Annotated in this window: 12 protein-coding genes; 7 read left to right on the forward strand and 5 right to left on the reverse strand. The window is 73.8% G+C overall.

The window, feature by feature from the left end:
* The first annotated feature begins 122 nt into the window (after positions 1-122).
* Complete coding sequence (locus ACFSL4_RS33175; protein ID WP_381091242.1) at positions 123-428, forward strand: hypothetical protein; 306 nt, start codon at positions 123-125, stop codon at positions 426-428.
* 248 nt (positions 429-676) lie between these two features.
* Positions 677-3,916 (forward strand): SpoIIE family protein phosphatase, encoded by a 3,240-nt coding sequence (locus ACFSL4_RS33180; protein WP_381091326.1) that lies wholly within the window; start codon positions 677-679, stop codon positions 3,914-3,916.
* Between the two features lie 117 nt (positions 3,917-4,033).
* On the opposite strand, the gene ACFSL4_RS33185 is transcribed toward ACFSL4_RS33180, so the two are convergent.
* Entirely contained in the window at positions 4,034-6,937 is a 2,904-nt protein-coding gene (locus tag ACFSL4_RS33185) for a SpoIIE family protein phosphatase (protein ID WP_381091244.1), read from the reverse strand.
* Positions 6,938-7,175: 238 nt separating this feature from the next.
* The gene (locus ACFSL4_RS33190) at positions 7,176-8,753 is read right to left on the reverse strand and encodes a hypothetical protein (RefSeq protein WP_381091246.1); all 1,578 of its coding nucleotides are present in this window, start codon (positions 8,751-8,753) and stop codon (positions 7,176-7,178) included.
* A 377-nt stretch (positions 8,754-9,130) separates the two neighbouring features.
* Here ACFSL4_RS33190 and ACFSL4_RS33195 point away from each other — a divergent pair, with 377 nt between their 5' ends.
* Positions 9,131-9,775, forward strand: coding sequence for a dihydrofolate reductase family protein (locus ACFSL4_RS33195; RefSeq protein ID WP_381091248.1), 645 nt, complete (start codon positions 9,131-9,133; stop codon positions 9,773-9,775).
* Positions 9,776-9,805: 30 nt separating this feature from the next.
* On the opposite strand, the gene ACFSL4_RS33200 is transcribed toward ACFSL4_RS33195, so the two are convergent.
* From ACFSL4_RS33200 to ACFSL4_RS33210, 3 genes are all read right to left on the reverse strand, one after another.
* Positions 9,806-10,033, reverse strand: a complete 228-nt coding sequence (locus ACFSL4_RS33200) for an NAD(P)-dependent oxidoreductase (RefSeq protein ID WP_381091250.1) — start codon at positions 10,031-10,033, stop codon at positions 9,806-9,808.
* 105 nt (positions 10,034-10,138) lie between these two features.
* On the reverse strand, positions 10,139-11,308 hold the full coding sequence (locus ACFSL4_RS33205) for an RNA polymerase sigma factor (RefSeq protein WP_381091328.1): 1,170 nt from the start codon (positions 11,306-11,308) through the stop codon (positions 10,139-10,141).
* An 8-nt stretch (positions 11,309-11,316) separates the two neighbouring features.
* Complete coding sequence (locus ACFSL4_RS33210) at positions 11,317-11,724, reverse strand: YciI family protein (RefSeq protein ID WP_381091252.1); 408 nt, start codon at positions 11,722-11,724, stop codon at positions 11,317-11,319.
* 642 nt (positions 11,725-12,366) lie between these two features.
* Between ACFSL4_RS33210 and ACFSL4_RS33215 the strand changes: the two genes are divergently transcribed.
* From ACFSL4_RS33215 to ACFSL4_RS33230, 4 genes are read left to right on the forward strand one after another with little or no spacing between them, the layout of a single operon-like run.
* Positions 12,367-13,890, forward strand: coding sequence for a TIGR02677 family protein (locus ACFSL4_RS33215; RefSeq protein WP_381091254.1), 1,524 nt, complete (start codon positions 12,367-12,369; stop codon positions 13,888-13,890).
* On the forward strand, positions 13,887-15,371 hold the full coding sequence (locus ACFSL4_RS33220) for a TIGR02678 family protein (protein ID WP_381091256.1): 1,485 nt from the start codon (positions 13,887-13,889) through the stop codon (positions 15,369-15,371). Before ACFSL4_RS33215 ends, ACFSL4_RS33220 begins: the two co-directional genes overlap by 4 nt.
* Positions 15,368-19,549: a TIGR02680 family protein gene (locus ACFSL4_RS33225; RefSeq protein WP_381091258.1), complete on the forward strand. Its 4,182-nt coding sequence runs from the start codon at positions 15,368-15,370 to the stop codon at positions 19,547-19,549. Before ACFSL4_RS33220 ends, ACFSL4_RS33225 begins: the two co-directional genes overlap by 4 nt.
* Positions 19,539-20,837 carry a TIGR02679 family protein gene (locus ACFSL4_RS33230; protein ID WP_381091260.1) on the forward strand — a complete coding sequence of 433 codons (1,299 nt, stop codon included), beginning with the start codon at positions 19,539-19,541 and terminating at the stop codon, positions 20,835-20,837. Before ACFSL4_RS33225 ends, ACFSL4_RS33230 begins: the two co-directional genes overlap by 11 nt.
* The last annotated feature ends 463 nt before the right edge of the window (positions 20,838-21,300 follow it).

A 21,300-nucleotide genomic window follows, 5' to 3' on the forward strand; every position in this document is an offset into this window, starting at 1 on the left:
ACAGGCTCCGGGTCACACAGGCCCCGCGTCGCACAGGCCCCGGGTCACACAGGCCCCGCGTCACACAGGGCCCGAAGTGACGCAGGACCCGAGGTCGTCGAGGGCGTACAGGGGGAGAGCACATGAGACTGCCGTGGCGCCGCACCTGGGTGTGCCCGCACTGCTTCCGGACCGTCACCGGCACGCAGATCGCGTACGTCTGCGTCAGCGGCGACCCCGCCTGCGCGGACGGCCGGGGCCTCGCGCACGCCGCCCCCCGGGCCGGCCGGGCGGTGTGCCGCGCCTTCGAGGATCCCGATCTGGATCAGGTACTCGGCCGTGCAGTCGACCGCGGTGTCGGTGATCTGCGGCCCGTCGGGCCCCGTCTGCTGCGCCATGCACCTCTGCCCCCGGGCATCGCCGCTTCCACTGAACTTTGCGTCAACTGACCCCGCAGCCAAGGGAATTCGTCCGGGCGTACGAGTCGTCGACCGCAGGCGGCAGGACGGGACCGCGGGCATGGCGCGGCCGCCGGGGCACGGAACGGGACATATTGTCCATCCAGTGGGATATCGACATGAGATACGTGAAAATTATGATATGCGTCATATCGTGTCTACTGTGAAAAACGCTTGGAGGTGTCCCCGCGGCGGGCCGGGCGGCGGTGCGTTCGACGAGGTACCTCCGGGTGCAGGGAGTGATCTCGTTGTCCGTCGCCTGGGACGACATCGGCGGACTCGTCGATGCCCATGAGCGTTTTCTGACCGGCGCCCTCGTCGACGCCGACGTCAGGGACGCCGTGCTCGACTCCTGGAAGCGGTGCAGATCCGTGGGGCTCGAACCGCACCGGCTGCTGATCCCGCACGCGGAGCCGGTGCTCGACGACCGGTTCCTGCGCGCGGCCGAACCCGTCCTGAAGGACCTGGTCGACTCCATCGCCCAGATGAGCATGACCGTCGTGCTCTGCGACGGCCAGGGCCGCATCGTCCAGCGCTTCGGCGGCAGCCGCCGGCTGCGCGAACGCCTCGACGCGGTCCGCTTCACCCCCGGCTGCGACGCCTCGGAACAGTTCGCGGGCACCAACGGCGTGGGCACCGCGCTGGCCGGGCGGAGCCCCTTCTACGTCGTCGGCCGGGAGCACTTCGCCGACTGCCTGCAACCGTTCGCCTGCGCCGGCGCACCCGTCCGCGACCCCCTCAGCGGCCGCATCGAGGCCGTCCTCGACCTGACCACGCTGCGCTGCGACGGCGACCCCGCCATGCTGCACCTGGTCCGCGGGGCCGTGCGCGACATCGAGACGCGGCTGCTGGAACAGGCCACGGAACGGGAGCAGGCGCTCCTGGCCGCCTACCGCAGGGCCGGCGGCGGGACGACCGGCCCCGACGGCTGGCCCCACCAGTCCGACCACGACTCCCCGGCAGCCCCCGGGAGCACCGCCGACCGGGGCGAGCTCACCAGGATCGACCTGGCCGTGCTGCGGGAGAAGGCCGAGGAACTCATCGCCGCACCGCACCGCACCATGGACCAGGTGTCCCTGTCCGGCGGCCGGACCGCCACCCTCCTGCGCCGCCTGGTCACCGGAGCGGCCGGCGAGACGGGCGTGGCCGTGGAGGCACGGATACTCGGCGGCCCGCGTCTGCGCCCCCTGGACTTCGAGACGGGCACCATGACGCTCGGCCCGGCGCCTTCGACCGGCGCGATCGTGCCACCGGCCACGGCCCCGCCCGGGCCGGCCGATGGCGTGCCACCGGCTCCCGTTCCCCCGGGGCCGGCCGCAGGCGTGCCGCAGGCGCCGGCTCCCTCAGGCCCCGCCGCGGGCGTGCCGTCGGTTCCAGTGCCGTGCGGCGAGGGCGTGCCGCCGGTTCCGGCCGTGTTCGGCCCCGCGGAGGGCGGACTGCCCGTCCCGGCGCCGACCGGGCCGCCTCACGCGGCGGCCGTCGCCCCGGCGCCGCCGTCCCCCGCAGCGGCCGCCCCCGCGCCTCCCCTCGCAGGAACGGCCGTGCCCACGGTCCCGGCCCCGATCCCGCCTCCGTGGGCCCCGCCCCCGGCCACGCCCACCGCCGGCCGGCCGTACACCCCGCCCCCGCCCGCGCCACAGCTACAGCTACAGCCCCGGCCCGGACCGGACGAGACCGGCGGGGCCCCCGGCTCCGCCGAGGGCCCCGCCCTGAAGCCCGCGTCCGACGACGGCTGGCTGCTGCTCGTCGGGGAGCCCGGCGTGGGCCGGCTGGCCGTCCTGGCCCGCAGACGCCTGGAGTTGCTGCACGACGCCGGCGTCCGCATCGGCAGCACCCTGGACGTCACCCGCACCGCCGAGGAACTGGCCGAGGTGACCGTGCCCCGGTTCGCGGACTTCACCGTCGTCGACCTGCCCGACTCCGTGCTGCGCGGCGAGGAGCCGGGCCCTCTCGCCCCCAACACCCCGCTGCGCCGCGTCGCGCTGGGGGCCGTACACGACGGGTCCCATCTGTACGGCGTCGGCGACACCGTTCGCTACATCCCCTCCACGCCGCAGGCCCGCAGCCTGGAGAGCCACCAGTCCGTGCTCGAGCCCGTCCTCACCGAGGCCGGCGGCTGGATGGCCCAGGACTCCGCACGGGCCGCACGGATACTCTCCGCCGGCATGCACTCCCTGATCACCGTGCCGCTGCGGGCCCGTGGCACGACCCTCGGCGTCGTGAGCTTCTACCGCTCCGAGAAGCCCGCCCCCTTCGAGGACGACGATCTGTCCCTGGCCCAGGAACTGGTCGGACGCGCCGCGATCTCCATCGACAACGCCCGCCGCTACACCCGCGAGCACAACACCGCCCTCGCCTTGCAGCGCAGCCTCCTGCCCCGGGGCAGGCCCGAGCAGAGCGCCGTCGAGGTCGCCTACCGCTACCTGCCCGCGCAGGCCGGCGTGGGCGGCGACTGGTTCGACGTCATCCCGCTGTCCGGGGCCCGGGTGGCGCTGGTGGTCGGAGACGTCGTCGGTCACGGCCTGCACGCGGCCGCCACCATGGGCCGGCTGCGCACCGCCGTGCACAACTTCTGCGCCCTGGACCTGCCGCCCGACGAACTCCTCACCCACCTCGACGACCTGGTCGCGCAGCTTGACCGGGCCGAGGGCTGGGCGGAGGAGGACACCGACTCCGAAATCGCCGGGGCCACCTGCCTGTACGCCGTCTACGACCCGGTGTCGCGGCACTGCACCCTCACCCGCGCCGGGCACCCCCTGCCCGCGGTGGTCGGGCCCGACGGCACGGTGGACTTCGTCGACCTCCCGTCCGGACCGCCGCTCGGCCTCGGCGGCACGCCCTTCGAGACCGTCGAGTTGAACCTGCCCGAGGGCAGCCAACTGGTGCTGTACACCAACGGTCTGATCGAGGACCGGCTCCGCGACCCCGACACCCGTCTGGAGAGCTTCCGCACCGTTCTGGCCTGCCCCGACCGCACGCCGGACGACACCTGCGAGGCGGTCCTCGACGCACTGCTCCCCGACCGGCCGCGCGACGACGTGGTCCTGCTGGTCGCCCGTACCCGCGCCCTGGGGCCGGAGCAGGTCGCCCAGTGGGAACTGCCCAGCGACCCGGCGGTCGTCCCCCGCATCCGCGCGGCCGTCACTAAGCGACTGGCCGCCTGGCACCTGGACGAACTCTCCTGCACCACCGAGCTGGTCGCCAGCGAACTGGTCACCAACGCCATCCGCCACGCGACCGGCCCGGTGCGGCTGCGGCTGCTCCGCGACCGCGCGCTGATCTGCGAGGTGTCCGACGGCAGCAGCACCTCGCCCAGGCTGCGCAGGGCCAGGAGCGAGGACGAGGGCGGCCGCGGGCTCTTCCTCGTTGCCCAGTTCACCGAACGCTGGGGCACCCGCTACACCTCCGACGGCAAGGTCATCTGGACGGAACAGCCACTGCCGCCGGCACCCCCGCCGATCCCGCCCCCTCGGCCGTGAGCGCCCGCAGGCCGCCGTCGAGCAGCCGGTGGTGTGCCGGGTGGCCGGTGCCGCAGGTCCGGTACAGCCGGAGGCCGTCGCGGTGCGAGGCGGAGCTCGTCGCGGCGCGAGGCTGAATCAGACCGGGGCGGTGGGGAGGGGCTGTTCGGTCCAGATGGACTTGCCGGTGCGGGTGTGGCGGGTGCCCCAGCGCTGGCAGAGCGCGGAGATGAGCTGCAGTCCGCGGCCGCCCTCGTCGGTGGCGGAGGTGTGGCGGACGTGCGGCGTGGTCAGGCTGGCGTCGGAGACCTCGCAGATCAGTGCGCGACTGCGGAGCATGCGCAGCCGGATGGGGCCGCAGGCATGCCGGATCACATTTCCGACCAGCTCGCTGACCAGGAGCTCGGTGGTCGTGATCAGATCCTCGTCGGCCAGCTCCCAGTCGGCGAGCTGGGTGCGGACCAGGTCGCGGGCCTGGCCCGCCGCCACCGGGTCTTCCGGCAACGGCCACTCGGCGACGTTCTCCGCGTCCAGCGGGTGGGTGCGGGCCAGCAGCAGGGCAGCGTCGTCGACCAGCGCGCCGTGGGCGGGCAGGAGGGCGGAGGTGATGGTGGCGCAGAGGGTGTCCAGCTCGGCCGCGTCCGCCGGTGAGGCCGGCCTGGCGTTCACGGAGTCGATGAGGAGCTCGGCGAGGCGGCTCATGCCGGTGGTGACATCCCTGTCCTTGCTCTCGACCAGGCCGTCGCTGTAGAGGGCGAGCAGGCTGTCGGCGGGCAGCAGGGTCTCAAGGGTCTCGAAGGGCGGCGTTGCCACCCCCAGCGGCGGGTCCGGGGCCATGGGCAGGAAGGTGACGGTGCCGTCGGGGTGGGCCACCGCCGGCGGCGGCTGACCGGCGCTGGCGTACGACAGACGCCGGGTCACCGGGTCGTAGACGCCGTACAGACAGGTCGCGAGGGCATCGGTGCCCGGCTCGCCGACGATGTCGTTGAGGTGGTCGAGGATTTCGTCGGGCGGCAGCTCCAGCTCCGAGAGGGTGCGGACGGCCGTGCGGAGCCTGCCCATGGTGGCGGCCTCGGCCATGCCGTGGCCCATCACGTCGCCGATCACGAGCGCCACCCGGGCCGCGGAGAGCGGGATCACGTCGTACCAGTCGCCGCCGACATCGGCTCCCTGCTTGGCCGGCTGGTAGCGTGCCGCCGCCGTCACCTCGGGCAGCTCGGGCAGTGCCTGCGGCAGCAGGCTGCGCTGCAGGGTACGGGCCCGGGTCTTCGCCTCGTCGTAGAGCCCGGCCCGCTCCAGGGCCTGCGCGATCAGTCCGCTGACCGCGGTCAGCAGTGTTCGCTCGTCATCGTCCAGCACCCGCGGCCGGCTGAAGCAGATCACCGCCGCGCCGATCCCGCGCCCCGATACCGCCAGCGGCAGAATCGCCCACGCCTGCTTGCCGCCCTCCCGGATCAGGATCTCGGTGCCCGGGTAACGCTTCAGGATCTCCTCCGGGGAGGAGACGCAGAGGGGGGTGCGGGTGCGCAGGGCGTCCCCCACCGGGTTCGTGGTGTCCCTCACCGTCCACTGCCTGTCCATCAGCCGGGTGAAGCGCTCCGGGTACCCCCGCGAGCCGATCACCGTCAGCCGGTCGCCGACCACGCCGAGCATGATGAGTCCGGTGCCCCCGAGGGGCGTCATCACGCCGTCTGCCACCGCCGCCATCACATCCTGGGCCGTGACGGCCTCGGCCAGCTCCCGCGTGATCCGCTGCACCAGGGCCGCCCGCTTTGCTGCCGCCCGCTCCGCGGCGGCCCGCTCGACCTCCCGCAGATGCCGCTCGGTGGTGTCGGTGATGTAGAGCGTGAGGCCCTCCGGCACCGGCACCAGCCGCAGGTGGTACCAGGACGTCCCGTCCGGCCACGGTACGTCGAATCCGGCCGGCTGGCCCTCGGCCGCCGTGGCCCGGCACCGCTGCTCCAGCCCCGGCACGGCCCGTACCGCGGGAACGTTCCAGAACAGGGCTCCGGCCACGTCTCCCGCGGCGCCGAAGAGCCGCTCGGCGGCATGATTGAGGAATCCGATGCGCCAGTCCCTGTCCAGGGAGACGAAGCCGTCGCTCATGTGCCGCAGCGCCCGTCCCACCGACTCGGCGGCGGTGTGCGTTTCGCTGCTGTCCCGGAGGGTGCCGATCACCTTCACCGGGCTCCCCTCTTCATCCGTGATCGTCCGGGCACTGGCCTCGACCCAGAGGTATGTGCCGTCCTGGCGCCGGATCCGGTACTCGTCCTGGAAGCCGCCGCGCAGCAGGATGCCCGTGTCGAAGCCCGTCACCGCCCCCGGCAGGTCGTCCGGGTGGATCAGCGCCGCCCACGCCTCGATGCCGCCGCTCATCACCTCCGGATCGATGCCGGCCAGCACCTTCTCGACGGGCCGGTCGGCGGACAGCTCGCCGGTGCGCAGGTCCCAGGTGTACGTGAGGGAGGGACCCTCTTCCACCTCCCAAGGGGAGACGTCCTCCTGCGGTCCCGGCCCGTTCTCCAGGGCGCGCAGCAGGGTGGGGGACGGATTGAGGATCCCGGACGACCTGAGCCTCCCGGACATCCAGGCCGCCACCTCGTTCAGGAACGCGCGCTCCGCCGCCCCGGGCTCGCCGCCCGGGGCGAAGAGGACGGAGAGCGCGCCGCGTCGCCGGCCACCGCCCGGAATGGGAACGGCCAGGTGACCGATGCCGGCGGAGAGCCGGGAAGGCCACAGGGCGGCGGGGTCCCGGCCCGGCACCGGGTCAGGCGGGGCCAGGACAGGCTGCCAGGTGACGGTGTCGTTGCGGGCGGCCCTGCTGGGCGGCGCCGTGCCCCGGGCCGGGATGATCAGCCAGGGCCGGGTCAGCGGTTCCGGCAGGCCACTGTCGGCGACCAGGTAGAGGATGCCGCTCATGCCGCCGCCCGGAAGATGCACCATGCCGCCCAGGCCGTCCACCTCGGCAACCGCTTGCTGGAGCGCGGTCAGCAGCACCTCGACATCGCGCCGGTCCTCGTCCACGGCGTCGAGCAGCCGCATCCGGATGCGGTGTCGCTCCAAGGGCCGCGCCGGGCCTGTGCTGTCCGCATCGCCGCCTCTGGCATTCACCACGGCCGATCGTCGCCTCCGCTCACCGCGTGGGTATCAGCTGGGCCGTATGCGATCGGGTGTGGACCTGCTGCGATCTACATCCGTCGCACGCACTCTAATGCGAACAATTTAGGCGATTTCATCTGTCCTGGGGAGTCTGCGCCCATCCGGTCAACGGTATGTAGTGCTATCTCACTTTTCGTGACTGTTGTGGCCGGGACTGCCACGCTTCCGGCGACGGGGAGGACGGGGAGGACGGGGAGACGGGGGTGCCCGTGGGCGAGGCGGCCGTGGTGGACGGGGCGGTCGGAGCGTCGCTCGTGCCGGCCGGCGGGGTGCTCGGCGACGCGGAGGGCGAAGCACCGGTCGTGAGGGTGGCCGAGGGGGCGGCCGAGGGGGGCGTGTGGCCCAGCGGTGCCAGCACCGCATCGGTCACCAGGCCGTCCGCGTTCCTCGTGAGGACGACGGGGTCGGCGGCGCCGAGGAGCCGATCGCAGCCCAGGTTGGTGAAGGTCTGGTTGGCCCGTGCGGCGAGGAAGGCGAAGAGGTTCGGCGCCGTGGCGGGATCCGGCGAGGGCGCCTTCTCGAAGAGCGCCCTGTCCCTGAAGACACGCCGGACGCCGGCCGGGTCGCGGAAGAGGGTGGTGCAGAAGGCCGCTCCGTCGCCTTCGGCGCCGGCACCGATCGCGGGCATGCCGACGCCCGCGCGGTACGCGTCGGTCTTCGCGACGCTGCCGCGGCCGTCGACGAGCGTCATCGGGTCGTTCTGCGGGACCAGCGCGATCGGAGCCTTCTGGCCGGCCGCGGCGGACAGTTCGTCCAGCGCAAGGGCGGACGTGGCGAGGCCGTCGCCGGACTGGTCGGGCGCCGTGAACGGCTTGCAGCCGAGAGCCGGGTCCATGAACTGGGTCAGCAGCAGGTTGTCGCTGCCGTTGGCCAGATCCTTGGGGGTGCTGGTGGCCGCCGACCGGGCCTTGCCGTTGTGACGGTGGTGGCGGTCGCCGCGGTTGGCCAGTCGCGCCGCCCTCTTGAGGGCCGCCCGGCTCGCGGCGTTGTTCTGGGCGATGCGGCCGTGTGCGTCGGCGAGGTAGTGGGTCACCACGTTGTCGCTTCCGTCCTGGTCCACGACCAAGAAGTCCCTCGTGGTCGGACAGGGCAGGCCGTCCCTGGCGGTCCCGAGCGCCGGAATCCTGAGGTGCCCCTTGGCGATCTGGGCGTTGGCGGCCCGGAAGAATGCCGGCGCATTGCAGTAAGCGAACTGGCCGAAGACCGATCGGCGCAGGCCGTTGACGCAGTTGCCCTGGGCGAGGCTGTCGGAGCGACCGCTCGTCCGCAAGACGAGATTCGCATTGTTGAAACCGAACCAGATACCGACGGTCGAGCCCTTCGGCACCGAGGGGCGGGCGGTCCGCGCGGCCGGCCTCGTTCCTTTGTCGATCACCAACGGGTGGTAGAGGGTCAGTTTGCCGTCCCGGGTGAGGATCGCCGCTTCCACGAACGCCGACTGATCGGGGTTGGCCTCATGGCACGGCCCCTGTGCCGGATCGGTTGCGACGAGTCGGTACGGCGTGGCCAGGCCGCGGGCGGTGAGGGGCCTGTCGGGGACCAGCAGGGTGCAGTCCGGATCGGGTCTGCCGGCAGGCGCGGGCTGCGCCAGGGCCCGCCGGTTCTCCTGCGGATGCCGCTGATCACGGCTCTCCGCGGCGAACACGGAACCCGCGACGACTGCCAGAAGCACCGGCCCGCCGATCAGAGCGAGCGACACCTTGGACCGTTTCCAGCGTCGGGCACGTTCTCGCCGCGAACCGCGCGACGCCTGCGTCAAGTCCTCACGGGGCACTGGGCTGCTCCTCACTGTCCTTTCCTCCGTCGGGAGGAACCCACCATCGTGCGGGGCACACGATGGTCATGACGGCGCGGACCCTTCTCAGCGGGACGGAGGGAAATCCGGTCACCCGGCACGACGGATCCACCCGCCGTACGAGCCGGGCCCGCGGAATGTTCAACGGCCGCACCAGCCATTGCCGAGCCTTGACCGGGCCGTGACGCCCACGAAGCCGGCCGCCGCCGCGGCGATGAGTCCGCCGGACCCGACGGGTCTACCTTCCGACCGGGACAAGACCGATTCATCGGGAGCAAGCCATGGGCCTCATCCACATCGAACTGTTCGCCACCCTCGACCTCGTCGGGCAGGCGCCCGGCGGCCCCGACGAGGACCCGGCGGGGTTCCCGTTCGGCGGCTGGCAGGCCCCTCTGCTGGACGAGGTCGCCGGGGCACAGGTCGGTGCCGCGTACGAGGGCACGGACGCCCTCCTGCTCGGCAGGCGGACGTATGACATCTTCGCCGCCTACTGGCCGCACCAGGAGGGCGGCGAGGACAACGAGATCGCCACGCTCTTCAACAGCGTCCCGAAGTACGTGGCCTCCCGCGGCAAGCCCGACCTCTCGTGGGCCGGGTCCACGCAGCTCGGCCCGGATCTGGCCGGCGCAGTGCGGGAGATCCGTGACCGGCACGAGCACGTGAAGGTCGTCGGGAGCCTGAACCTGGTGCAGACCCTCCTGCGCGAGAAGCTCTTCGACCGTCTCGACCTCTGGGTGCACCCGATCGTGCTCGGCGTGGGGAAGAAGGTGTTCGACGGCGGCGCGGTGCCCACGAACGTCACGCTCCTCGAACCGCCGGCAGCCGGCCCGAAGGGCATCGTGTACCTGCGCTACGGGCTCGCCGACGGCACGCCCGGGACGGGGGACATGAGCGCACCCGATCGCGGTGTCGGACGCCACGGCTGAAGCCGCCTTCCGGGCGCCGGGGCCGACGGCTCATTCCGGGCTCCTGCCGAATGCCTCGCGCCCTATGAGCTGCCACAGGGCCGGGGCCCCTTCGGCGGTCGTCACCGCCACTCGCCTGCCGCTCCACCGCCGGTCCCCGGCCTGCGCGAGGAGGCAGGCGGCGAGGTCGGCCCGGCTGGTGAAGACGCCGTCCGCGTGGTCCTCCTGGAGGCGGTGGTCGCTCACCGTCTCGGCGTCGAGGAGTCCACAGGGGCGCATCGGCGGTCCTCCTCGTCATGTCGTCTCCCCTCGCGCACAGCCGGGCTCAGACACTTGGCCGGATCAGGGCAGGGAAACGTGAATTCCGAGCGCGACCCGCCGGCGTCACCGGCGGGAGTTGAGCCGGGCGGCCTGGCGGGTCAGGTGTTCGCGCTCGGCGAGGTTGGGTGCCTTGTGGGCCGCCTCGGCGTACAGCCGTGCCGCCGTCGCCCGGTCGCCGTCGCGCTCGTGGAGGTAGGCGGCCACCGCCGTGTGGCGGGGCATGGGGTATCCCCCGCTCGGAGGACTCGGGGAGGAGCCGTCCAGCGCCGCGAGCGCCGCCAGCCCGGCGCGCGGTCCGTCGGCCTCGCCGACGGCCACCGCGCGGTTGAGCCGGACGACCGGGCTGTCGGTCAGGCGCAGCAGCTCGTCGTACCACTCGACGATCTGCACCCAGTCGGTCTCCTCGGCGGTGGGCGCGTCGGCGTGGAGGGCGGCGATGGCGGCCTGGGCCTGGAACTCGCCCAGGCGGTCGCGGGCGAGGGCCGTCTGCAGGATCTCCACGCCCTCGGCGATCAACCCGGTGTCCCACCGGCCTCGGTCCTGTTCGGCGAGCGGCACCAGGCTGCCGTCGGGCGCTGTCCGGGAGGCGCGCCGGGCGTGGTGGAGCAGCATGAGGGCGAGCAGCCCGGCCACCTCGGGGTGGTCGACCCGAGCCGCGAGCTGCCGGGTGAGCCGGATGGCCTCGGCGGCGAGGTCGACATCGCCGGAGTAGCCCTCGTTGAAGACCAGGTAGAGGACGCGCAGTACGGTGGCGACGTCGCCGGGCTGGTCGAACCGGACGCTGGAGACGGTGCGCTTGGCCCGGCTGATGCGCTGGGCCATGGTCGCCTCGGGCACCAGGTAGGCCTGGGCGATCTGGCGGGTGGTGAGCCCGCCGACGGCGCGCAGCGTGAGCGCGACCGCGGAGGCCGGCGTCAGCGACGGGTGGGCGCACAGGAAGTAGAGCAGGAGCGTGTCGTCCACCGCGGGCGCGGGCCCGGGCGCCGGCTCCTCCTCGACGAGATCCTCACGCCGGCGGCGGGCGGCGTCCGCCCGGGTCGCGTCGAGGAACCGGCGCCACGCCACGGTGACCAGCCAGCCCTTCGCATCCCGCGGAGGATCGGCCGGCCAGACGCGGACCGCCTCGACCAGCGCGTCCTGCACGGCGTCCTCGGCCGCCGCGAAGTCGGCTCCGCGGCGGACGAGGATGGCGAGCACGCTCGGCGTGAGGCTCCGGAGGAGGGCCTCGTTCATCTGGGAGGTCACTCCGTGATGGTGGGTGGCGCGGCCAGGAACGGGCGCACCTCCAGCCATTCGTGGATCGGTTTCCCGCCGGCCCCGGGGGCGGCCGACAGCTCCCCGGCCAGCTCGACGGCGCGCTCGTAGCCGTCGACGTCGATCACCATCCAGCCGGCGATGAGGTCCTTGGTCTCGGCGAACGGGCCGTCGGTCACCGGCGGCCGCCCCTCACCGTCGTACCGGACCCATGTCCCCTCGGGGGCGAGCGCCTGAGCGTCGACGAACTCGCCGGTCCCCTCAAGCCGGGCCGCGAAGTCGCGCATGTACTGCATGTGCGCCGAGATCTCCTCCGGCGTCCACTGGTCCATGCACACGTCGTTGACCGGAGCCGGAGCGCCCCGGTAGTGCTTGAGCAGCAAGTACTTGGCCATCGTGTTTCCCCTCGGTGCTCGTGCGACCCATTGTGGTCGCCTTCACCGCGGGGACGGAGCCGACCGCGGCTTCTCGACATCGCCGTCCGATTGTTTCTCGGGCCCTCGTGGCCGAGTCCGGGCGAGCCGTCTCGGGGTATCCGGGTCCCCACCGCCGGCACCGGCGGTGGGCAGGAGGTGGGCAGGCGGTGGTGCCGGATGCCGAGTCCGACGCCGGTCAGACCGGCTGCCCGGACCGCGGGGTGGCCGCCCGCTTCAGATGCCGGGCGAGCTGCTGGAAGGTCGACCGGGCCCTGGGGCCGCTTCCGTCTCCCTGAGGGCAGTGGAGGGTGGGGCGGGCCGCGTGGCCTCCAATTCCATTAAGATCAACCTTAACGGAATTCGCGTGGCTGCGCCTGACTCGTACGACGTCGTGAGCGCCACGCTACGGGTGTCCCTGTGGTTCCGAGCGGCCGGTTCTCTGGCTGGCCGGCGCCAGGATCTGTCCGCTGCGAGGGCGGAAGATTCGGCGGGCGCTGCGAAGGGCAGCGCATGGTAGCACAGGGAGCGAGCGCGAGGAGCGCGTTGAAGAAGGCAGCGGCCCGTGCGTCAGACTGGGTGTCGCCCATGCCCTTCCCGACCGAACGAGAGAGTCCCGCACCCGTGACCGACGAGTCCGCGGCCCTGGAATCCGTCGACGAGGACGCCTTCGGCATCGACGCGTTCACCCTGGACGACAGGCTGCGGCTGTTCCATTTCGCCGCCGCCGAGAAACGCCACGAATACCTCTGGCTGTTGCGGGCTTTCGACCGGGGGCGCGCCAACTACCAGGTGCTGCTGCACGCCTCGGACGCGGCGGGGCTCGTGAAGCGGCTCGCCGCCGACCATCCCGGCGCGGCGGCGGTCGGGGACGTGCAGCCGCTGCTCGACGCGCTCGCCGACTGGCAGCTCCTCGACCGGTCCTACGACGGGACGCGCGCCGCGAACCTCGCCGAGTACCGCAACCGCCACTACGTCTATCAGTTCACCCAGGCCGGCTACCGGGCGTACCGGGCGGTGGAGGACGTGCTCGGCGCGCGACTGGAGGACGCCCAGCTCTCCCGGCTCGTCTTCCCCGACATCCTCGCGGACCTTCACGCGCTGGCCGACGCCAACGCCGCCGGCGACGCCGAGGAGGTGTACCGCAAGCTCGGCCGGCTGGACTCCGTACTGGGTGAGATGGCGCAGCGCGCCGCGCGGTTCTACCTGATGCTCGGCGACCTGGCGCGGACCAACGACACCCGGCCCGAGGTGTTCCTCGCCCACAAGGACGCCCTGCTGGCGCACATGCGGGAGTTCACCGCCGAACTCGGCCGCTACGCCCCGCTGCTCGCCGAGGCCGTCGGGAAGGCCGCCGCCACCGGAGTCGACCGGATGGTCGAGCATGCCGCCGAGGCCGACGAGCGGCTCTTCCGCAGCCCCGCCGAACGCCTTGAAGACTGGCGGCAGCGGTGGCAGGGCATCGTCCACTGGTTCGCGGAGCGCGAGCACGGCGAGACCGAGCGGCTGCAGGACGCCACCGTCACCGCCATCCGCTCCGTCCTCGCCCTGCTGCGCCGCGTCACCGAGGCCCGCCGCGGCGGAGTGAGCCGGGAAAGTCAACTGCGGCACCTCGCCCAGTGGTTCACCTCCTGCGAGAGCGACGAGGACGCGCACGCCCTCTTCCAGGCCGTCTTCGGGCTCGGCGCGCCCCGCCACATCGCCGTCCCGTACGCCGACCCCGAGCTGATCCCGGGACGTACGTCCTGGTGGGAGGCCGAACCGGTCGAACTGGCGCGCACCCTCGTCCAGTCCGGCCGCAGTCCCGGCCTGCACGGCCCCGGCCGCATCGAACGCAACGAAGCCGGTCGGGAACGGCTGCGCGCCGAGCAGTTGAAGCAGCAGGCCGAGCGCCGCACGGCCGCCGCCTCGCTCGCCGCGGACGGAGCGCACGGCAGGGTGCTGGACGAGGCCGAGACGCGGGTCCTGCTGGCGCTGATGGACGTGGCGCTCGCCGCTCGCGTCCCGGCCAGCCGCACCGTCTCCGCCGCCTCCGGCTCCGCCCACGGCGTACGCCTCACCCTCACCCCCGCCGAGGGCTCCACCACCGTGCACACCGTCCGCGGCAACCTGCACCTGGACGGGCTGCGACTGGAGGTCACGGCATGAGCGCGGAGCGGAGCACGTCCGACCCGGATCGCGGTGGGCGGCGGGCGGGAGGAGGGCGACGGGCGTCGGAGCGCGTCGCCGAGAACGTCTCCCCCCTCGAACTCGCCGACTACCAGAAGGCCGTACGGCTGGTCCTGCGGCATCCGCTGATCACAGCCGAGTACCCGGACCGGGCGGCCCTGCCGACCGTGCGCCGCTGGTCCGAGCAGCTGCGCAGCGACCTCATGGAGGTCCTCGGCTACCGGCTCGTCACCACGGCCGACACCGCCCGGCTGCTGCGCGCCCAGGACCATCTGGACGCGACGCGACCCGCCGTCACTCGCGCGGGCCGCCCCTTCGACCGGCGTCGCTACGCCTACCTCGTCCTCACCCTCGCCGCCCTCGGCCGCCACGGTGCGCAGGTCGCCCTCGGCGAGCTCGCCGACGCGGTCGCCGCCGACGCCGTGCGCATCGACGGCCTGGGCCTGGACACCGCCCGCAAGTCCGACCGGGACGCCTTCGTCGACGCCGTCACCTGGCTCACCGAACGCGGCGCCCTCGCTCTCGCCGACGGCTCCGCCACCGCCTGGGCCGGCGACCCCGACCGTGCGGAGGCCCTGTACGACATCGACCGCGAGATCCTCACCGCCGTGTACCAGCCCACGCGAGTCCTGCAGCACCTCACCTCGGTGACCGGGCTCCTCGACTCCGGCAGCGCGCTGGGCCTGGCCACCGGCCGCCACACGCAGCGCCGCGACCAGGCCCGCCGCGCCCGCCGCCTCGTGCTGGAGAACCCGGTCGCCTACTACGCCGACGCCGAGCCCGACCTGCTCGGCCAGCTGCGCGCCCCTTCACTCCCCGAGGATCTGGAGCGTCTGACCGGCCTCGCCGTGGAGCGCCGTGCCGAGGGCGTCGCGCTCGTCGACACCTCCGGCAGACTGTCCGACATCCGTTTCCCCGGCGGCGGCACGGTCGCCCAGGCCGCGCTGCTCCTCGGCGCCCGCATCAGCGAGGCCGCCCGCCGCACCGGGCGGCACGCCCCCGACCTGCTGCCCGCCCCGACGGCCGCCGAACGCCTCGCCGCCCGGGCCCGCCGCATCGACGCGGTCCTCCCGGCGCGCGGACTGCTCGCGGAGCTCTCCGCACCCGAGGAGGAGACACCGTACGCGGCCGCCGACGGGCAGGGCGACGAGCCGCAGGAGACCCGCCACCCCTTCGTCACCGACTCCTGGCTGCGCGGCAGGCTCAAGGAGATCATCGGCGAGTACGGCAAGGGCTTCGCCGCCGACCTGCGCGAGGACCCGGACCGGCTGCTCACCCAGGTCCTGGACCTGCTGGCCGCCTTGTCGTTGGTCGCCCGCGTCGACGGCGGAGTCCTCGCGCTTCCGCTCCTCGCCCGCTACCGCGGGGTCACCGCCCGCGTGAAGTCCCGTGTGCCCGCCCCACGATCAGCCCGGACCGCCCTGTTCGCCGACGACACCGTGAAGGACCCGACGCCGTGACCACCCCGGCCAGCACCCTTGCTCCCACCTCGGACGACCGCTACGTCCCCACCCGCGCCGGGATCATCAATCTGTGGGACTACCGGGACGAGGAGTTCTCCTTCGCCGGCGGCTGGCTGGTGCTGCGCGGGCCGAACGGCTCCGGCAAGACCAAGGCTCTCGAAGTGCTCTTCCCCTTCGTCCTCGACGGCCGTATCGACCCCAAGCGGCTCAATCCGTTCGCGGCCGAGGACCGCACGATGAAGTCCAACCTGCTCTTCCGCGGGCAGGACAGCGCACTCGGCTACGTCTGGATCGAGTTCACCCACCGCGACAGCGGCGAGGCCGTCACCTGCGGCATCGGCCTGCACGCCCAGCGCCACCGCGACACCCCCGCCCGCTGGCACTTCGTCACCGACGGCCGTGTCGGGAAGGACTTCTCCCTCCTCACCGACGACGACCGGCCGATGACGAAGAAGCAGCTCGCCGCCGAGCTGGGCCACGAGCTGATCGCTTCCCCGACCGACTACCGCGCCACGGTCGACCAGCGGCTGTTCGGCCTCGGCCGGGAGCGGTACGAGCAACTGCTCACCCTCATCCTCACGCTGCGCCGCCCGCAGCTCGCCAAGAACCTCGACCCGGCCAAGCTCTCCGACACCCTCACCGAGGGCCTGCGCCCGCTGGACGACGACCTCATCGCCGAGGCGGCCCGCTCCTTCGACGACATGGAGTCCGTGCAGCGCACCCTGGAAGGGCTGGTCGCCGCCGACGACGCCACCCGGGCCTTCCTCGCCGGCTACTCCACCTACCTGCGCGTCCACGCCCGCGTGGCCGCCGACCGGCTCACCGCCCGCCGCACCGAGACCGCCGCCCGTACCGCCGCCCTGGACACCGCCGCGGCACAGCTGGCGGCGGCCCGCGAGCAGCAGGCCGCCGCCGAGACGCGCGCCGAGAGCGCCGACGCCGCGCTCATCGCCCTGCGCGCCCGCCTCGACCGGTTGCGCTCCTCCGCCGCCTACCAGGCCGTCGAGCAACTCGCCGACCTGGAACGCCTGGTGCGCACCTGCGAGCACACCGCCCAGCAGTCCGCCGCCGAACGCGGACGCCGCACCGCCGCCACCGGCCGCGCCCGCGCCGAGGCGGAACGCGCGGCTCAGCTCGCCGCCGAACTCGAGGCCGCCGTCTCCCGTGACGCCGCCGCCGTCGCCGACCACGCCCGCACCGCGGGCATCGCCTGGACTCCGGCCGACGCCGAACCCGCCCGGATCACCGAGCGGTCCGCCGCGCTCGCCACCGCCCGCCACGACGGCGTGCGGGCGACGCGCGCCGCCCAGCAGGACTGCCGCAGCGCCGAGCAGACCCGCGACCTCGCCCGCAGCTCGCTCGACCGCGCCCAGCAGACCGTCACCGCCGCCGAAACCGCCGAGGCCGACGCCGAGAGGGCGGTCGAGGCCGCCCGCGCACAGGCACGTCAGGCACTCGCGCGGTGGACGCAGGCCCACGGCCCGCTCCTGCCCGAGGGCAGCGCAGAGCGCCTCGCCGAAGCCCTCGACGTCACCGGCGAGAACGTCACCGGCGAGAACCTCACCGGCGAACGGGAAGCGGCCACCCTCGCCGAGACCTTTGCCGAGGCCGCCGCCCCAGCCGTGCAGGAGTTGCGCGACACCCTGGCCGCCGTGCACGCCCGGTGCACCGACCTCGAACGCCGCCGCGCCGAGACCGAGTCCGAGCGCGACCGCATCGCCGCGGAGCACGACGACGCCCCGCCCGCCGCGCGCGGCCGCACCGCCGACCGCACTCAGGACGGGGGCACTTCCCCAGCCACCGCCGGGGGCACCCCCACCGAGGCACTCAAGGCACTGGGGGCCGGCGTACCGCTGTGGCAGCTCGTCGACTTCGCCGAACACCTGACGGGGGAACAGCAAGCCGGCCTGGAAGCGGCCCTGGAGGCATCCGGCCTCCTCGACGCCCTCGTCACCGCCGAGGACACTCCCGTTCCGGCCGGACACAGCGACGGCTACCTGCACGCCCGCACACCCGTCGACGGACCCAGCCTGGCCGACCTGCTGCGCCCCGAGGACGGCACGCCGATCCCCGCCGCGCGCGTCACCGCCGTCCTGCGCTCCGTCGCCGTCACCTCCCACCCCGACTCCGGCGCCGCGCAGATCACCCCGGACGGCCGGTACGTCGCCGGCGTCCTCGTCGGCGCGCACGTCAAGAAGCACGCCGAGTACGTCGGTGCCACCGCCCGTGAGCGCCGCCGCACCGCCCGCATCGCCGCCTGCGAGGCGCAGCTCGCCGAACTCGCGGCTGAAACAGCGGAGCTGGCGCGTCACGAGTCCCGTACCGAGGCACGCCTCGAGTCGTACGCCGCGGCCCGTGCCGCCCTGCCCCGCACCACCGGTGTCACCGCCGCGCTGCGCGAACGCGACAAGGCCGCCGCCCGGCTGCGCGCCACCCGCGAGGCCGCAGACACCGCCCAGGCCGGCTACGACGAGGCCGTGGCCGCCTGCTCGGTGGCCGAGCGCGCCCTGCGCCGCACCGCCGCCGAGCACGGCATCGCCCCCGACCGCGTCGACGCCGTCGAGACCGCCACCCGCGCCTTCGAAGCGGCGGTACGCGAACTCGCCGCCCGCCGCCGCGAACACACCCGGCAGCTGGAGGCCGCCGAAGCCGCCGCCGACCGGCTGAGCACCGCCGCCGAGGACGAGGAAGCCGCCCTGGACGCCGAGCGCGCCGCGCGACGCCGCCACGCCGAGGAGGCCGCCAAGCTCGACGCCCTCCAGGAGGCCGTCGGGGCGGAGGCGCAGGAGGTGATGCGCCAGGTACAGGAGGCCGAGGGCGCCCTCGACGGCGCGGTCCGGGAAGCCGAGACAGCCACCGCCGCCCTGCACACCGCCATCGCCGCCACCGCCTCCGCCGAGGCCCGCCGTACCGCGGCGGCCGAGGCCCGCTCCGTCGCCGCCGCCGAAGAGAAGGACACCGCCCGTGGCCTCGCCCCGTACGCGGCCCGTGAACTCCTCGACATCCTGCGCTGCCCGCCCGGCCTCGCCTGGCCCGCCCAGGAAGCCGACTGGGCAGGCGCCGAGCTGCCCGGCACGGCGATCGCCGTCCACGAGGCGATCCTGGCCGCCACCCGCGACCTCACCCCCACCGAGACCAGCGTCAAGCAGTCCGTCACCCGCCTGACGAAGGCCCTGGACGACCTGCAGGCCCAACTCACCGCCGCCGGACAGGACTACCGGCCCGAGTGGGACGGCTCCGACGGCGTCATCGTCGTACGCGTCGCCGACGAGGAAGGCCCGCTGCCCGTCGCCTCATTCGCCGAGAAGATCGCCGAACACCGCCGCGACCAGGCCGAACTGCTCAGCGACTCCGAGCAGCGCATCCTCGAGGACGCCCTGCTCACCCGGCTCGCCCAGCAGATCCACGACCGCACCGTCGACGCCCGCGACCTCATCCGGCGCATGAACACCGACATGCGCGAACGCAGGATGTCCTCCGGCACGACGGTCGGCGTGAGCTGGCTGCTCGCCGACGACCTCGACGACGAGCAGCGCGCCGTCTGCGCCCTCCTCGACGCGGACGCCGCCCGGCTCGGCCCCGACGGGCTCGCCCGGATCCGCGCCCACTTCGCCGCGCAGATCAAGAACGCCCGCGCCCGCCACCGCGACCTGCCCTACCGCGAACTGCTGGCCCAGGTCCTCGACTACCGCCGCTGGCGGCAGTTCGCCTTCCAGCTCGTACGCCCCGACAGGAGCGAGGAGCGGCTCACCCGCGCCCGGCACAGCCGCCTCTCCGGCGGCGAGCAGTCCGTCTCGCTGCACCTGCCGCTGTTCGCCGCCGCGCACGCCATGCTCAACTCCGCACACCCGCACGCCCCGCGGCTGCTCGCCCTGGACGAGGCGTTCGCCGGCGTCGACGACACCGGCCGCGGCGAACTGATGTCGCTGGCCGCACAGTTCGACCTCGACCTGTTCATGACCGGCTACGACCTGTGGGCCGCCCACGCCTCCGTCCCCGCCGCCGCCCACTACGACCTCGCCCACTCGGCGATCGACCACACCGTCTCCGCGCTGCTGCTCCTCTGGGACGGCGGGAAACTGCTCGCCGACGACATCGGCGACCTCACCGCCGTCCTCGGCTCACCCGGCACCCGCCGCGTCCCCAGGCCGGAGGAGGCCGCCGTTGCCGACTGAGCAGCACGACTACGAGGAACTGCGCGGCGAGGGCTGGACCCGGCTGCTGGCCGCCGCCCGCCGCAAAGTGGAACGCACCTCGGGCGCGCTCGACGGCGAGATCGGCCTCACCGCCCCCAGCGAGGCCGAGCGCCGCACCGTCATCGGCGTCACCGGCCGCTACCGCCCCGAGACCGCCAAACGCCTCGCGGTCCCTCTCACCGCCCTCGACACCTACCTCTACGACCGCTACGGCACCGGCCTGCTCCAAACCCTCGGCCGCCTGAACGGCCCCCTGCGCGACCGGCCCGCCGAACGCGCGGACGAGGACGCCCGCCGCGAGCGGATCCTGGCCTCGGCGGGCTCCAGCCGCCTCGCCACCGAGAGCTGGTTCGCGGCCTGGCTGGACCGCCTCGCCGCCGACGGCACCCTCACCCGCCTCCTGCGCCGCGGGGACGCACCCCTGATCGACGCGGCGGTGCGCGTCCTGGAGCAACTCGAAAGCCTCCCCGAGGCACCCTCCCGCATCCTGCCGCTTCCGGTCCTCGCCGAACGGGCCACCGGCGACACCAAGGCCCTCGTCCCCGGCACCCCGCTCGAACAGCTCGTCCTGCGCGCCCTCGCCCAGCGCACCGGCGACGAAGTCCCGAGCGAGAGGGCCGGACGCCGCGCCCTGTGGGAGAGCGCCGGCGCGATCGCCGACGACCTCGCCAGCCAGGTCCTCGTCCTGGGCATCCGCCCCGAGGGCGACACGGTGGTCTGCGACTGGCTGCGCGATGCCGCCGACTCCGGCATCCCGTTCCGGCTCACCCTCCACCAGCTCGCATCCGACCCCGTCGTCCCCGTCCCCGGCGACATCTTCGTCTGCGAGAACCCGGCCGTGCTGCGTGCGGCCGCCGCCGAACTCGAAGCCGGCAGCGTGTCCCTGGTGTGCACCGAGGGTGTACCGTCCGCCGCCTGCCACCGGCTGCTCGCCGACGCGGTACGCGCCGGAGCCCGGTTGCACTGGCGGGCCGACTTCGACTGGGCGGGCCTGCGCATCACCGCCGCCGCCGTGGAACGCCACGGGGCCCGTCCGTGGCGCATGACCGCCGCCGACTACCGAGAAGCCCTCGGCCAGGGCCAGTCCACCCCGCTCGGCGGCCCGCCCGCGGCCAGCCCCTGGGACCCCGAACTGGCGCGTGCCATGGCGGAGTCGGGCCACGCCGTCATGGAGGAGCGCCTGCTGCCCGCGCTCCTGGCCGACCTCACCCGCACCCATCGCGGCCCCGGCGGACCGAGCGGCTGGCGGCCTGCCCGCGTCGAGTGATCGTGCATCCCACCGGCCCCGACCGGCTCACCGCGCTGAACGAGCACTGCGGACAGCCGGCCGGCACGGTGCCGGGCGGGACCCGACGGCGTCACGGTGTCCGTCGGGCAGCCCCGAGTGGCCGACGGCTTTGTCACCTGCGCCGCCGTCGGCCCGCTGCGCGCGGGGGTCACCACCCTCACGTACACGGTCACCGCTTCCGACGGCGACACGCAGACGAACGCGTTCCAGTTCGAGGCAGTCGACGGTGCGCCGGCGGTGACCGCTCCGGCCGCCTGCAAGGGCCTGAGCCTGCCGCCGCCGGCAACGGACACGGGCGCGGGTCCGGACGGCGTGATCCCGGGGCTCGGCCGGGGCACGGCGCTGGCCGTGGCCGCCGTGGCCCTGATCGTGGTCGTCGGTGCGGGCTTCATCGCCGCACGTGTACGGCGGGGGGCACGGCCGGCCGGCAGGAGGAGGACCA

This window comes from Streptomyces caeni (assembly GCF_042678285.1).
GTDB classification, from domain to species: Bacteria; Actinomycetota; Actinomycetes; order Streptomycetales; family Streptomycetaceae; genus Streptomyces; species Streptomyces caeni.